This is a genomic window from Pseudomonas sp. FSO-7 (genome assembly GCF_059579345.1).
The window spans coordinates 717485-731615 of the sequence record NZ_CM184193.1; the positions used below are offsets into that span (position 1 = coordinate 717485).

The 14131-nt window shown below is 60.5% G+C and carries 11 protein-coding genes; 8 read left to right on the forward strand and 3 right to left on the reverse strand.

What is annotated here, in order from left to right; all coding sequences use genetic code 11:
- Nucleotides 1-315: 315 nt before the first annotated feature.
- On the forward strand, nt 316-762 hold the full coding sequence (azu, locus tag AC515T_RS03075; RefSeq protein ID WP_496531389.1) for an azurin: 447 nt from the start codon (nt 316-318) through the stop codon (nt 760-762).
- Nucleotides 763-1730: 968 nt separating this feature from the next.
- Here the strand turns inward: azu and nadE are convergent.
- The 3 genes from nadE to AC515T_RS03090 all read right to left on the reverse strand — a co-directional run bounded on the left by nadE (nt 1731) and on the right by AC515T_RS03090 (nt 4909).
- Nucleotides 1731-2558, reverse strand: coding sequence for an NAD(+) synthase (gene nadE / locus AC515T_RS03080; RefSeq protein ID WP_496531390.1), 828 nt, complete (start codon nt 2556-2558; stop codon nt 1731-1733).
- 23 nt (nt 2559-2581) lie between these two features.
- Nucleotides 2582-3787 carry a nicotinate phosphoribosyltransferase gene (pncB, locus tag AC515T_RS03085; protein WP_496531391.1) on the reverse strand — a complete coding sequence of 402 codons (1206 nt, stop codon included), beginning with the start codon at nt 3785-3787 and terminating at the stop codon, nt 2582-2584.
- Nucleotides 3788-4000: 213 nt separating this feature from the next.
- On the reverse strand, nt 4001-4909 hold the full coding sequence (locus AC515T_RS03090; RefSeq protein WP_496531392.1) for a LysR family transcriptional regulator: 909 nt from the start codon (nt 4907-4909) through the stop codon (nt 4001-4003).
- Nucleotides 4910-5090: 181 nt separating this feature from the next.
- On the opposite strand from AC515T_RS03090, the gene amaB reads away from it, so the two are divergent.
- The 7 genes from amaB (at nt 5091) to AC515T_RS03125 (ending at nt 13472) form a co-directional block, all read left to right on the forward strand.
- A complete protein-coding gene (amaB, locus tag AC515T_RS03095; protein ID WP_072412016.1) occupies nt 5091-6581 on the forward strand; it encodes an L-piperidine-6-carboxylate dehydrogenase in 1491 nt (496 codons plus the stop codon).
- Nucleotides 6582-6738: 157 nt separating this feature from the next.
- Nucleotides 6739-8022: an L-pipecolate oxidase gene (gene amaA, locus AC515T_RS03100; protein WP_496531393.1), complete on the forward strand. Its 1284-nt coding sequence runs from the start codon at nt 6739-6741 to the stop codon at nt 8020-8022.
- Between the two features lie 370 nt (nt 8023-8392).
- On the forward strand, nt 8393-9529 hold the full coding sequence (locus AC515T_RS03105; RefSeq protein ID WP_060739399.1) for a branched-chain amino acid ABC transporter substrate-binding protein: 1137 nt from the start codon (nt 8393-8395) through the stop codon (nt 9527-9529).
- Between the two features lie 163 nt (nt 9530-9692).
- The gene (locus AC515T_RS03110; protein ID WP_496531394.1) at nt 9693-10607 is read left to right on the forward strand and encodes an ABC transporter permease subunit; all 915 of its coding nucleotides are present in this window, start codon (nt 9693-9695) and stop codon (nt 10605-10607) included.
- Between the two features lie 2 nt (nt 10608-10609).
- A complete protein-coding gene (gene livM / locus AC515T_RS03115) occupies nt 10610-11890 on the forward strand; it encodes a high-affinity branched-chain amino acid ABC transporter permease LivM (RefSeq protein WP_079301662.1) in 1281 nt (426 codons plus the stop codon).
- A complete protein-coding gene (locus AC515T_RS03120; RefSeq protein ID WP_496531395.1) occupies nt 11887-12759 on the forward strand; it encodes an ABC transporter ATP-binding protein in 873 nt (290 codons plus the stop codon). The genes livM and AC515T_RS03120 overlap by 4 nt, the downstream gene beginning before the upstream one ends.
- Entirely contained in the window at nt 12756-13472 is a 717-nt protein-coding gene (locus AC515T_RS03125) for an ABC transporter ATP-binding protein (protein WP_018606262.1), read from the forward strand. Before AC515T_RS03120 ends, AC515T_RS03125 begins: the two co-directional genes overlap by 4 nt.
- The last annotated feature ends 659 nt before the right edge of the window (nt 13473-14131 follow it).

A 14131-nucleotide genomic window follows, 5' to 3' on the forward strand; every position in this document is an offset into this window, starting at 1 on the left:
CCAGAGTAAGGCCTGGCCTAGGCTGCGCAAAGGACTTAAGCCTCGCGCTGGGGTTTTTCATAGGTGCCACTGGCACCACAGGCATAAGCGGCGAGCAAACTGCACAACAGGCTATTGAAGTTCATGACGATCGCTCCAGGAGGTGATGGGGCTGATCATAGGGGGGCGTCATACTTCTGGCTGGTTGATTATGTCCATCAGGCTGATAGCCTTAAGTTGTATACAATTTTTGACTCAGGTCATAGGAACTTGACTCAAATTCAGGCAGTCTTCCCCTTTGACGGAATTTTGTTAACCATGCCTTGGAGATTCACAATGTTTGCCAAACTTGTTGCAGTATCCCTGTTGACGCTGGCCAGCAGCCAACTGATGGCAGCGGAGTGCAAGACCACCATCGACTCGACTGACCAGATGTCCTTCAATACCAAGGCCATCGAGATCGACAAGAGCTGCAAGACGTTCACCGTTGAGCTGACGCACTCGGGCAGCCTGCCGAAAAACGTCATGGGCCATAACTGGGTGCTGAGCAAAGAGGCTGACATGCAGCCGATCGCCACCGATGGCTTGAGCGCCGGTATCGACAAGAACTACCTCAAGGACGGTGATGCTCGCATCATTGCCCACACCAAGCTCATCGGGGCCAAGGAAACCGACTCGGTGACCTTCGACGTGTCGAAACTCAGTGCTTCCGAGAAGTACGGCTTCTTCTGTTCGTTCCCGGGCCACATTTCGATGATGAAAGGCACTGTTACCCTGAAGTGATCCGTTTCAGGCATACAAAAAGCGGCGCTTCTTTCAGAAATGAGAAGCGCCGTTTTTTTTAGAAAGCTCGGTGTCTGTTGCTTTGGTGTGTATATCCGTTTTTTGCGTAACGGCGGCTTAGGGTTCCGCTCTTACAGCGGGTCACTTTTGAAGAGCGCAAAAGTAACCAAAACGCTTCTGCCCCACCACTCGGTGCCTCGCCTAGGCTCGGCATGCCTGAACGAAGGCATTGCTCCGTGGGCCGCCGCGAAGGGCCATCCATGGCCCAGCGCGGCTAACCCGGCATCCATGCCGGGTTGCCCACTGCGCAATACCTTCGTTCAGCCAGCGTGGTTAACGGGGCGCCCGAGATCAACGTCCACCGCGAGGCGGCCTGAGAGCCGACCTGGCTCTTGGTGGGACCGCGTTTCTCCTGTGGGATGAGTGTGGGAGCGAGCTTGCTCGCGATGGCGGTGGTTCAATCACATGGATGTTGGGTTTGCTGGCCTCATCGCGAGCAAGCTCGCTCCCACAGGTTTTGCGGCGTACATGGATTTTGTGTCTGCTGAAGATCCAGTGTGGGAGCGAGCTTGCTCGCGATAGCGGTGGCTCAGCCACATGGATGCTGGACATGCCACCGCTCTTGCTTTGCTTTGGATCTTGATCTGGACGCCCCGTTAAACCACGCTGGCCGAACGCAGGCATTGCGCAGTGGGCATCCCGGCATGGATGCCGGGATAGCCGCGCTGGGCCATGGATGGCCCTTCGCGGCGGGCCCACGGAGCAATGCCGGAGTGAGGGCACACCGAGCCTAGGCGAGGTGCCGAGTGGTGGGGCAAAGCGCTTTTGGTTACTTTTGGCGCTCTTCCAAAAGTGACCCGCTGTAAGAGCGGAACCGCCAGCCGCCGTTACAAAAAAAACGGATATACACACCAACCCACGCCTCTCGGCTATCGCGAGCTTACCGCTTACCGCTTACCGCTTACCGCTTACGGCGCATACGGCATCACCCGCTTGTGCTCAGTCTTACGATAGGTCTCACAAATGATCCTGGCCGCCTCTTCACGAACCGGTTGCCCATGCAGGAAAGCATCGATCTCGGCATAGGTCACACCGTGGGAAGCTTCGTCCGGCTTGCCTGGCGACAGGTCTTCAAGATCGGCGGTAGGGACTTTTTCCACCAGCGATTCCGGCGCGCCAAAGTCACGGGCGATGGCCCGGACCTGGTTTTTCACCAGGCCGCTCAACGGCGCCAGGTCGCAGGCGCCGTCCCCGAACTTGGTGAAGAAACCCATGACCGCTTCGGCCGCGTGGTCGGTGCCGATCACCAGGCCCTGCTCGGCGCCGGCGATAGTGTATTGCGCCACCATGCGCATCCGCGCCTTGGTGTTGCCCAGCACGAAATCCCGCGAGAGCGCCGCCTTGCCTTCGAACGCCGCGACTTGCTCGGCCAAGGCCTTGACCGCCGGGCCAATGTTGACGGTATGGCGCTCGTCCGGGTCGATGAAGTCCACGCAGGCCTGTGCTTCATGCTCGTCGAACTGGGTCTCGTACGGCAGGCGCACGGCGATGAACTTGTAGGCTGCGTTGCCGGTTTTCTCCCGCAGTTCGCGCACGGCACGTTGGGCCAGCAGCCCGGCGGTCAGCGAGTCGACGCCACCGCTGATGCCCAGCACGAGGGACTTGAGCCCGGAATTGACCAGGCAATCCTGGATAAAGCTCACTCGCCGGGCGATTTCGGCCTTGAGGGCGGCGTCATCGGCGAACGGTGGCTGGACCTTGAGCTGTTCAGCAATCTCACGCTGTACGGCTTGCATGAATTCACTCCTTGCTTGATGTATCAAAGGGCGGCAGGTACTTGGAAAACGTGTCGCATGTAGGCGACGAAATTCGGGTCCTTGCAGTGGGTCTTGCCGGGCTCGTCTGAAATCTTGGCCACGGGTTGCCCGTCACAGCTGATCATTTTAAGCACGATGCTCATGGGCTCGACACCCGGGATGTCGCAGGTCAGGTGGGTGCCAATACCGAAGCTGACATTAATGCGACCACGCAACGCCCGAAAAATCTCCAGGCATTTGGGCAATGTCAGGCTATCGGAGAACACCAGGGTCTTGCTCATCGGGTCGATGCCGAGCTTGTGGTAGTGGGCAATGGCTTTTTCAGCCCAGATCACCGGGTCGCCGGAGTCATGGCGCAAACCGTCGAACAGCTTGGCGAAGAACAGATCGAAGTCCTTGAGGAAGGCGTCCATGGTGATGCAATCGGTGAGGGCGATCCCCAGCAGGCCTCGGTACTCGCGCACCCAGCAATCGAGGGCGGCGATCTGGCTGTCGATCAGTCGCGGGCCCAGTTGCTGGTGGGCCATGATCCACTCGTGGGCCATGGTGCCCAGGGGTTTCATGTCCAGCTCCCGGGACAGGTGCACGTTACTGGTGCCAACGAAACGCCCGGGGAAGTCGTGCTTGAGCACGTTGACCACTTCTTCCTGGACGCGGAAGGAAAACCGCCGACGGGTGCCGAAGTCCGCGACTTGCAGTTCGGACAGTTCGTCAGCACTGGCGTTGGCGCTCAGCCAGTCGAACTTGCGGTACAGCTGCTCGCGGGCCTGCTCCAGGACGATTTCGCGGTAGCGATAGCGGTTGCGCACTTCGCTGACGATGGCCAGCAGCGGCACCTCGAACAGAATCACATGCAGCCACGGCCCGCGCAGGCGGATGAACAGCTCGCCGTTGTCGATGCCGGTGTGGACGTAGCGCAGGTTGAAGCGAAACAGCCCCAGGAACCGCAGGAAGTCCGGCTTGAGGAAGCTGATGCGTTCCAGGAAACCCAACTGGTCGGCGCTCAGGCTCAGCTCCGCCAGGCGCTCGATCTGGAAGCGGATCTCCGCCAGGTACGGCCGCAGGTCTTCGCTGTTGCGGCAACGAAACTCCCACTCGACTTCGACGTTGGGGTAGTTGTGCAGCACCGCCTGCATCATCGTCAGTTTGTAGAAGTCGGTGTCGAGCAGGTTCTGCACGATACGATCGGCAAATACGCTCTCGCTCATAGGGTTCTCCAGACAGGCCGCGGCAGTGGGCAGCGCGGTTCGGCGATTTTAGTGAAAGGGCTAGTGGCGCATAACCGTGGTGGGTATTGCCAGTGTTTTTTGTGGCGAGGGAGCTTGCTCCCGCTCGGGTGCGCAGCGCCCGCATGGAAGGGGGCCGCTGCGCGGCCCAGCGGGAGCAAGCTCCCTCGCCACAGGGTGTTGTGTTGGCTGCCGCTATTGCGGTGTATCCGGGCTGTCGATCTGCTCCAGCATCCACTCCACGAAAAGCCGCACCTTGGGCACTTCCGCCGAATGTTCCGGGTAGGCCAGGTAATAGGCGCTGGTGCTGGGCATCGCGTGGGGCCAGGGGATGACCAGCTTGCCGTCAGCCAGTTCTTCTTCCACCAGAAATCGCGGCAGCAGGGCGACGCCGCAGCCAACCTGGGCGGCCCGGATGCACATGTAGAAGGTTTCGAAACGCGGCCCGTGGTAGCTGTGTTCGGTGTGATAGCCCTGGCTGTCGAACCAGTCGTGCCAGGCCTGGGGCCGCGACGCGTTCTGCAGCAGCACCAGCTCGGCCAATTGGGTCGGGTCGCTGAAGGGTTGGTCAGGCAGGCTGCCGGGCGCGCAGACCGGCACCAGCTCTTCGTCGAACAGCCTCAAGGACTCGGTGCCAGGGCGTGACCCCTGGCCGAAGTAGAACGCCAGGTCGCTGCGCCCCTGTTGCAAGTCGTCGGCTTCCTGCTCGCTGCACAGATCCAGATGAATTTTCGGATGACGCAGGCGCCAGCCCTTCAGGCGTGGGACCAGCCAGCGGGCACCGAAGGTCGGAGGCGTGGAAACACGCAGCACTTCAGTATCGCCGCCGTAGGAGCGCAGGTAGTGGGTGGACATCTCCACCTGGGTGAGGATTTTTCGCACTTCCCCCAAGTACAACTCACCAGCCGGTGTCAGTTGCAAGCGACGGCGTACGCGCCGGAACAGCAGGTGCTGCAACAGTTCCTCGAGCTGGGCGACCTGTTTGCTGACGGCGCTCTGGGTCAGATGGAGTTCTTCGGCGGCACGGGTAAAGCTCAGGTGGCGAGTCACGGCTTCGAAGCACTGGAGTGCGGTGATCGACGGCAAATAGCGCTTATTGAGCATGACGAGGGCCTTTTTTCTTGTTGCTCTATAAATCGAGTCAGGGGCAGCATGAATAAACGGAATGATATCTCGCTTAATGGTCGTTTGTTGGCAAGACTCGGGCCAGCTAAAACTAGAGGCCTGAGTGGACGGTGATTGTCCGTCCGCCAATCTTTTATCGCTCGTTTAAAGGAGTTACCCCATGGTTGCTGCATTGCTTGATCGTCTGGGCGTCAATCCGGCCTTGTACCAGGGCGGCACACAGCCGGTGCACTCGCCTATCGATGGCAGTCGCATCGGCGCCGTGAACTGGGAGGGCGCCGCTGAAGTCGAGCAGCAGGTCAGCCGTGCCGAACACGCCTTCGACCTGTGGCGCCAGGTGCCGGCCCCGCGTCGCGGCGAGCTGGTGCGTCAATTCGGCGACCTGCTACGTGAATACAAGGCCGACCTCGGCGAGCTGGTGTCGTGGGAAGCCGGCAAGATCACCCAGGAAGGCCTGGGTGAAGTGCAAGAGATGATCGACATCTGCGACTTCGCCGTCGGCCTGTCCCGTCAGCTGTACGGCCTGACCATCGCCTCCGAGCGTCCGGGCCACCACATGCGTGAATCCTGGCATCCGCTGGGCGTGGTCGGGGTGATCAGTGCCTTCAACTTCCCCGTCGCGGTCTGGGCCTGGAACACCACGCTGGCCCTGGTCTGTGGCAACTCGGTGATCTGGAAACCCTCGGAAAAGACCCCGCTCACCGCCCTGGCCTGCCAGGCGCTGTTTGAGCGTGTGCTGAAGAATTTCAGCGACGCACCGCCGTACCTGAGCCAGGTGATCATCGGCGGCCGGGATGCCGGTGAAGCGCTGGTGGACGACCCGCGCGTGGCCTTGATCAGCGCCACCGGCAGCACTCGCATGGGCCGCGAAGTGGCACCGAAAGTCGCCGCGCGTTTCGCCCGCAGCATCCTCGAACTGGGCGGCAACAACGCCATGATCCTGGCGCCGAGCGCCGACCTGGACATGGCTGTGCGTGCCATCCTGTTCAGCGCCGTCGGCACTGCCGGCCAGCGTTGCACCACCCTGCGCCGGCTGATCGCCCACGAGTCGGTGAAGGAAGAGATCGTCACCCGCCTCAAGGCCGCTTATTCGAAAGTGCGCATCGGTCATCCGCTGGAAGGCAACCTGGTCGGGCCGCTGATCGACAAGCACAGTTTCGACGGCATGCAGGACGCGCTGGAGCAGGCCTTGAGTGAAGGCGGGCGGGTGTTCGGTGGCAAGCGCCAGCTCGAAGACCAGTTCCCGAATGCCTATTACGTTTCGCCGGCCATCGTCGAGATGCCCGAGCAGAGTGATGTGGTGCGCCACGAAACCTTCGCACCGATCCTGTACGTGGTCGGCTACAAGGACTTCGCCGAGGCCCTGCACCTGAACAATGCCGTGCCCCAGGGCCTGTCGTCCTGCATCTTCACCACCGACGTGCGTGAAGCCGAGCAGTTCATGTCGGCCGTGGGCAGCGACTGCGGCATCGCCAACGTCAACATCGGCCCGAGCGGCGCGGAAATCGGCGGCGCATTCGGTGGCGAAAAAGAAACCGGCGGCGGTCGCGAATCCGGCTCCGACGCCTGGCGCGGCTACATGCGCCGCCAGACGAACACCGTGAACTACTCGCTGGAGTTGCCGTTGGCCCAGGGGATTACCTTTGATTAAGGTTTGAGCCAAGCGGTGGCCCCATGTGGGAGCGGGCTTGCTCGCGAAGGCGGACTGTCATTCAACATTGATGTCGACTGGTCCACCGCCTTCGCGAGCAAGCCCGCTCCCACAGTTGAATTGTGTAGTGGTTGGGTTTCTTTTTCGGAGTCTGGCAATGCCGTTACGCGAAGAATGTCTGTGGGAAAAACTGACGCCGAAAAGGCCTGAAAACACGGCGCTCACCGGCGAAATCACGGTCGATGTCTGTGTGATCGGCGCAGGGTTCACCGGGCTGTCGGCGGCGGTGCACTTGCTCGAGCAAGGCAAGCGCGTGGCTGTGCTGGAAGCCCATCGGGCCGGGCATGGCGGATCTGGGCGTAATGTCGGCCTGGTGAACGCCGGGCTGTGGATCCCTCCGGATGACATCGAGGCCGGGTTCGGCGAAGCGGTGGGCAGCCAGCTCAACCGCATGCTGGGGGCCGCACCGGCCCTGGTGTTCAGCCTCATCGATAAATACAACATTGATTGCCAGTTGCGCCGCGAAGGCACCTTGCACATGGCCCATAACGCCCGGGGCGAGGCCGACCTGCGCAGTCGCGAAGCACAATGGAAACGCCGTGGCGCCCCGGTGGAGTTGCTCACCGGCCAGGCCTGTGCCGAGGCCACCGGTACGTCGAAAATCGCCGCGGCATTGCTCGACCGTCGCGCCGGCACGCTCAATCCGATGGCCTACACCAGTGGGTTGGCCAAGGCGGCCACGGACCTTGGCGGCCAGTTGTTCGACCACTCGTCGGTGACGTGCCTGGAGCGCCAAGGCCAACGCTGGTCGGTACAGACCGCCCAGGGGGCGGTGCTGGCCGAGCAGGTGGTGATTGCCTCCAACGCCTACACCGAGGGCGATTGGACCGAACTGCGGCGCAACTTCTTTCCCGGTTATTACTATCAGGTCGCTTCCGTGCCGCTGACCGACGAGGCCGCCCAACGCATTCTGCCGGGCGGGCAGGGCTCGTGGGATACCCGCCAGGTGTTGAGCAGCATCCGTCGGGACAAGGACGGCCGTTTGCTGCTGGGCAGCCTGGGCAACGGCAACCGCAAGCCGACCTGGTTCCTCAAGGCCTGGGCCGACCGGGTGCAGCAACACTATTTTCCTTATCTCAAGCCGGTGGAGTGGGAGTGCACCTGGACCGGTTGCATCGCCTTCACCCCCGATCACTTGATGCGCCTGTTCGAACCGGCCCCCGGGCTGGTGGCCGTGACCGGTTACAACGGCCGGGGCGTGACCACCGGCACGGTGGTCGGCAAGGCGTTCGCCGATTACCTGTGTCACGGCAATGCCCAGGCCCTGCCTATCCCGTTCGCACCCATGCAGCCATTGGCCGGGGTGGGGTTGCGCAGTTGCCTGTATGAGGCGGGCTTTTCGCTGTATCACGCGGGCCAGTGCCTGCGGATCGTCATTTGAGTGTTGAAAATTGTTGCTGGAAGCCGCGTTTTCCGGCGTAGCGTCTAGCCTGTTATGGTGCGGGTTGTAGCAGTCGCGCACCGACAGTGTGCAGTTCGGTGACGTGGGTTGTTACACAGTGGTTGCACGCCGTTTCGTGCGATGGTTGCAATGATGGCTCACGGAGGGTTTCACCTATTTAAATAAAAGGTTGCACCTTGTCCGGTTTAGACGGTTGCACGCCCTATGAAAAAGGGCTCGAAACAGTCGAAATAACAATAAAGCAGCGACTTTTCTCAGAATAAAAAACCGATGGCACGGCCCTTGCTCTGAGCTTTTCAGTGAAATGAAGTCGCAGTGCCAACTAAAAAAAACCTTGGAGCACCACCTCATGTCCCAGACGTTTTACAAGAAAGGTTTCCTGGCCCTCGCAGTGGCAGCTGCGCTGGGTGTTTCTGCGTTTGCTCAAGCTGATGTGAAATTTGGTGTGGCGGGGCCAATGACCGGTGCCAACGCCGCATTTGGCGAGCAGTACATGAAGGGGGCCCAGGCGGCAGCCGACGCGATCAACAAGGCGGGTGGCGTCAACGGCGAGAAAATCGTCCTGGTCGCCGGCGACGACGCCTGTGAACCCAAGCAGGCCGTGGCCGTGGCCAACCGCCTGGTCGACCAGGACAAGGTGATCGGCGTGGTCGGGCACTTCTGCTCGTCCAATACCATCCCGGCCTCCGAGGTCTACGACGAAGCCGGCATCATCGCCATCACTCCGGGCTCCACCAACCCACAGGTCACCGAGCGCGGCCTGAGCGCCATGTTCCGCATGTGCGGTCGTGACGACCAGCAGGGCATCGTGGCGGGTGACTACATCGTCGACGTGCTCAAGGGCAAGAAAGTGGCCGTGCTGCACGACAAGGACACCTACGGCCAAGGCCTGGCGGATGCCACCAAGGCTCAACTGGCCAAGCGTGGTGTGAAGGAAGTGTTGTACGAAGGCCTGACCCGTGGCGAGAAAGACTTTAGCGCCGTGGTCACCAAGATCCGTTCGGTCGGTGCCGACGTGGTTTATTTCGGGGGCCTGCACCCGGAGGCTGGCCCGCTGGTTCGCCAGTTGCGTGAGCAAGGTCTCAAGGACGTGAAGTTCATGTCCGACGACGGCATCGTGACTGACGAACTGGTCACCACCGCCGGCGGCGCGCAATACGTCGATGGCGTGTACATGACCTTCGGCGCCGACCCGCGTCTGCTGCCAGACAGCAAGGCCGTGGTTGAAGAGTTCCGCAAGAATGGCACCGAGCCTGAAGGCTACACCCTGTACGCCTACGCGTCGGTCCAGGCCCTGGCCGCCGGCTTCAATGGCGCCAAGTCCAATAAAGGCGAAGACGCGGCCAAGTGGCTCAAGGCCAACCCGGTCCAGACCGTGATGGGCAAGAAAGAGTGGGACACCAAGGGCGACTTGAAGGTCTCCGACTACGTGGTCTACCAGTGGGACAAGGACGGCAAATACCACCAGTTGGAAAAACAGAAGTAAGGGCTGAAGCGACCGTCCACGCCTCCTGTGGGAGCCGGGCAAGCCCCGGTTTCCAAGGGCGCGTGCCGATCGTACCTGACACTGCTCCGACGTAAATCTGTATTTTCCTTAGAAGAACCGCACACTCAAGGGTGTGCAGGTTCTCACTGCGTGAGATTGCGTTATGGATGGTATTTTCCTGCAGCAACTGATCAATGGCCTGACCCTCGGGTCGGTCTATGGTCTGATCGCCATCGGCTACACAATGGTCTACGGCATCATCGGCATGATCAACTTCGCCCACGGCGAGGTTTACATGATCTCCGCTTACCTCGCGGCAATCAGTCTGGCTCTGCTGGCTTACTTCGGTATTGAATCCTTTCCGCTTATGATCCTCGGCACCCTCGTGTTCACGGTCGTGGTCACCGGGGTCTATGGCTGGGTCATCGAACGCGTCGCCTACAAACCCCTGCGCAACTCGACCCGCCTGGCACCGCTGATCAGTGCCATCGGCATCTCGCTGATCCTGCAGAACTATGCACAGATCAGCCAGGGCGCCCGCCAACAGGGTATCCCGACACTGCTAGAGGGCGCCATGCGCGTCGACATCGGCAGCGGCTTCGTCCAGCTCACCTACACCAAGGTATTCATCCTGGTCGCCGCATTCGCCGGGATGGCCTTGCTGACCTACATCATCAAGTACACCAAGCTCGGACGCATGTGCCGCGCCACCCAGCAAGACCGCAAGATGGCGTCGATCCTGGGGATCAACACCGACCGGGTGATTTCCTACGTGTTCATCATCGGTGCAGCCATGGCGGCCCTGGCCGGCGTGCTGATCACCATGAACTACGGCACATTCGACTTTTATGCCGGCTTCATCATCGGCATCAAGGCGTTCACCGCGGCGGTACTCGGCGGCATCGGTTCCCTGCCTGGGGCGATGCTCGGCGGGATCATCCTCGGCATTTCCGAGTCGCTGTTCGCCGGTCTGATCAACTCTGACTACAAAGACGTGTTCAGTTTTTCGCTGCTGGTGCTGATTCTGATTTTCCGTCCCCAAGGCCTGCTGGGTCGCCCACTCGTGGCGAAGGTATAAGTATGTCTGCTGCCAATAAACCGCTTGATATCAAACAGAGCGTCATCGACGCGATCCTGGCCGGCCTGATCTCGCTGATCGTGTTCGGGCCGATCGTCGGCGTAGTGCTCGACGGCTACAGCTTCAACCTGCAACCGGCCCGCGTCGGCTGGCTGGTGGCGATCGTGATGATCGGGCGCTTTGCCTTGAGCCTGTTCCTGCAAACCCCCAAGGGACTGAAGATTCTCCAGGGTTTCGAGAGCACCGGTTCAGGCGTGCATGTGCTGCCACCGGATTACAAGTCGCGCCTGCGCTGGATCATTCCGGCACTGATCGTGATTGCCATCGTGTTTCCGTTCTTCGCCAACAAATACGTGCTCACGGTGGTCATCCTCGGGCTGATCTATGTGCTGTTGGGCTTGGGCCTGAACATCGTGGTCGGCTTGGCGGGGCTGCTCGACCTGGGTTACGTGGCGTTCTACGCCATCGGCGCCTACGGCCTGGCGCTGGGCTACCAGTACCTGGGGCTGGGGTTCTGGACGGTGCTGCCGCTGGCGGCCATCGCGGCGGCGATGGCGGGGTGCATATTGGGATTCCCGGTGTTACGAATGCACGGTGACTATCTGGCCATCGTGACCCTGGGGTTCGGTGAGATCATCCGGTTGGTGCTGAACAACTGGCTGTCATTCACTGGCGGGCCGAATGGCATGCCCGTGCCATCGCCCACCTTTTTCGGCCTGGAGTTCAGCCGACGAGCGAAAGATGGCGGGGTGCCGTTCCATGAGTTCTTCGGCCTCGACTACAACCCCAACATCAAATTCCTGTTCATCTACATCGTGTTGTTCATCACGGTGCTGTTGGTGCTCTATGTCAAGCATCGCTTGACTCGCATGCCGGTCGGGCGTGCCTGGGAAGCCCTGCGTGAAGATGAAATCGCCTGCCGCTCCATGGGCCTGAACCATGTGCTGGTCAAACTCTCGGCCTTTACCATCGGCGCGTCCACAGCTGGTCTGGCCGGGGTGTTCTTCGCCAGTTACCAGGGTTTCGTCAACCCGTCGTCGTTCACCTTCTTCGAGTCGGCGCTGATCCTGGCGATCGTGGTGCTGGGCGGCATGGGCTCGACGGTCGGCGTAGTGATTGCCGCGTTCGTGCTCACCGTCGCGCCGGAGCTGCTGCGCAGTTTCTCTGAATACCGGGTGCTGCTGTTCGGCGTACTGATGGTGTTGATGATGATCTGGCGTCCTCGCGGCCTGATCCGTATCAGCCGTACCGGCGTGACGCCACGCAAGGGGGTAGCGCCATGAGCGAAGTCGTACTCAAAGTTGAAAACCTGATGATGCAGTTCGGTGGCATCAAGGCCCTCAGCGACGTCAGCCTGCAAGTCAAACGCAACTCGATCTTTGCCCTGATCGGCCCCAACGGCGCGGGCAAGACCACGGTGTTCAACTGCCTGACCGGCTTCTACAAGGCTTCGGGCGGCAACATCGAGCTCAACGTACGGGGCGAACAAACCAACGTCATCAAGCTGTTGGGCGAAGCGTTTCGCCTGACTGATTTCGTCTCGCCAAAGTCCTTCGCCAGCCGGCTGTACTACAAGATGTTCGGCGGCACCCACCTGGTGAACCGTGCCGGTTTGGCGCGCACCTTCCAGAACATTCGCCTGTTCAAGGAAATGTCGGTGCTGGAAAACCTGCTGGTGGCCCAGCACATGTGGGTCAACCGCAGCATGGTGGCGGGCATCCTCAACACCAAGGGCTACCGCAAGGCCGAAAGCGATGCCCTGGACCATGCGTTCTATTGGTTGGAAGTGGTGGACCTGGTGGATTGCGCCAACCGTCTGGCGGGCGAGCTTTCCTATGGCCAGCAACGGCGCCTGGAAATCGCCCGGGCCATGTGCACGCGCCCGCAGATCATCTGCCTCGACGAACCGGCCGCCGGCCTCAACCCTCAGGAAACCGAAGCGCTGAGCGCGATGATCCGGCTGCTGCGCGACGAGCACGATCTGACCGTAGTGCTGATCGAACACGACATGGGCATGGTAATGAGCATTTCCGACCACATCGTGGTGCTGGACCACGGCAACGTGATCGCCGAGGGCAGTCCCGAGGCGATTCGCAACGATCCGAAGGTGATCGCGGCCTACCTGGGTGCCGACGAAGAGGAGCTGGTATGAGTGGACCTATCCTCGAACTCAAGGAATTGGACGTGTTCTACGGGCCGATCCAGGCCCTGAAAAAAGTCTCGATGCACATTGGCGAAGGTGAAACCGTGAGCCTGATCGGCTCCAACGGTGCCGGCAAGTCCACGTTGCTGATGTCGATCTTCGGCCAGCCCCGTGCGGCGGGCGGGCAGATCATCTACCAGGGCGTGGACATCACCCACAAGTCGTCGCACTACATTGCCTCCAACGGCATCGCGCAGTCGCCAGAAGGGCGGCGGGTTTTCCCGGACATGACCGTCGAGGAAAACCTGCTGATGGGCACCATTCCCATCGGTGACAAGTACGCCAGCGAAGACATGCAGCGCATGTTCGAGTTGTTTCCAAGGCTCAAGGAACGCCGCAACCAGCGGGCCATGACCATGTCCGGCGGCGAGCAGCAAATGCTTGCCATCGCCCGGGCATTGATGAGCCGGCCCAAGTTGTTGCTGCTCGATGAGCCGAGCCTGGGGCTGGCGCCGATCGTGGTGAAACAGATCTTCGCCACCCTGCGTGAACTGGCGTCTACCGGGATGACCATCTTCCTGGTGGAACAGAACGCCAACCATGCCCTCAGGCTGTCGGACCGGGCCTACGTGATGGTCAACGGCGAAATCCGCCTGACCGGCACCGGCAAGGAACTGCTCGCCAACGAGGAAGTGCGCAACGCGTACTTGGGCGGGCATTGAGGCGGCTGTCGCAATGAAAAAACCGGCGAGGGATCGCCGGTTTTTTTATCTCTCCAAGCCATTACTTTCCCCTTGTGGGAGCGAGCTTGCTCGCGATAGCGGCGGGTCAGCCACTGTCAACGGCATTGACAGACTGCTATCGCGAGCAAGCTCGCTCCCACAGGGGGACTTTGGATGTTTTCAGAATTGTGGACAACAATCCTGAGCCCCTGCGAAACCGCGACATAAAGTCGCCGCAAACAGTTGTTTTGTCACGGTTTTGACTTGTCCCCGTTTGCTGTGGAACTGGCTGTGGGTAACGTGGGAGTAGCTGCCTGCAAGCCTTTGAATACGTGGCTTGCAGGCCTGTGATCGTTTTTTGATCAGGCGTTTTTGGTCAAGCGTTAGCGGCTGTTGTCAACCGTTTTATGAGCACTGGAAGGGGCTCGAAAATCTGTGGGCAAGCCTGTGGATAAGTCTGTGACTAAACTCTGGAAAGACTGCGCTGAGCGCCGTCGTTACTGGCTTGGAGCCATCGTCCATTGCGCACTGGCTTATAGCAGATAACTCGCGCTGCACAACCTCGCTTGCAGGGTCAAGCGAAAAAATTTTCCAAATACCCCGCAAAGCCTTATGCACAGCGGCTTGCGGGATTTGCACATGCCCCCGATTACTGTGGA

What these genes read in the sequence shown, in the direction of transcription:
- AC515T_RS03120 (WP_496531395.1), top strand. Translation starts at nt 11,887, where the DNA reads ATGAGCGAAGTCGTACTCAAAGTTGAAAACCTGATGATGCAGTTCGGT.
- pncB (WP_496531391.1), bottom strand. Translation starts at nt 3,787, where the DNA reads ATGAGCGAGAGCGTATTTGCCGATCGTATCGTGCAGAACCTGCTCGAC.
- AC515T_RS03110 (WP_496531394.1), top strand. Translation starts at nt 9,693, where the DNA reads ATGGATGGTATTTTCCTGCAGCAACTGATCAATGGCCTGACCCTCGGG.
- amaB (WP_072412016.1), top strand. Translation starts at nt 5,091, where the DNA reads ATGGTTGCTGCATTGCTTGATCGTCTGGGCGTCAATCCGGCCTTGTAC.
- azu (WP_496531389.1), top strand. Translation starts at nt 316, where the DNA reads ATGTTTGCCAAACTTGTTGCAGTATCCCTGTTGACGCTGGCCAGCAGC.
- AC515T_RS03105 (WP_060739399.1), top strand. Translation starts at nt 8,393, where the DNA reads ATGTCCCAGACGTTTTACAAGAAAGGTTTCCTGGCCCTCGCAGTGGCA.
- nadE (WP_496531390.1), bottom strand. Translation starts at nt 2,558, where the DNA reads ATGCAAGCCGTACAGCGTGAGATTGCTGAACAGCTCAAGGTCCAGCCA.
- AC515T_RS03090 (WP_496531392.1), bottom strand. Translation starts at nt 4,909, where the DNA reads ATGCTCAATAAGCGCTATTTGCCGTCGATCACCGCACTCCAGTGCTTC.
- livM (WP_079301662.1), top strand. Translation starts at nt 10,610, where the DNA reads ATGTCTGCTGCCAATAAACCGCTTGATATCAAACAGAGCGTCATCGAC.
- AC515T_RS03125 (WP_018606262.1), top strand. Translation starts at nt 12,756, where the DNA reads ATGAGTGGACCTATCCTCGAACTCAAGGAATTGGACGTGTTCTACGGG.
- amaA (WP_496531393.1), top strand. Translation starts at nt 6,739, where the DNA reads ATGCCGTTACGCGAAGAATGTCTGTGGGAAAAACTGACGCCGAAAAGG.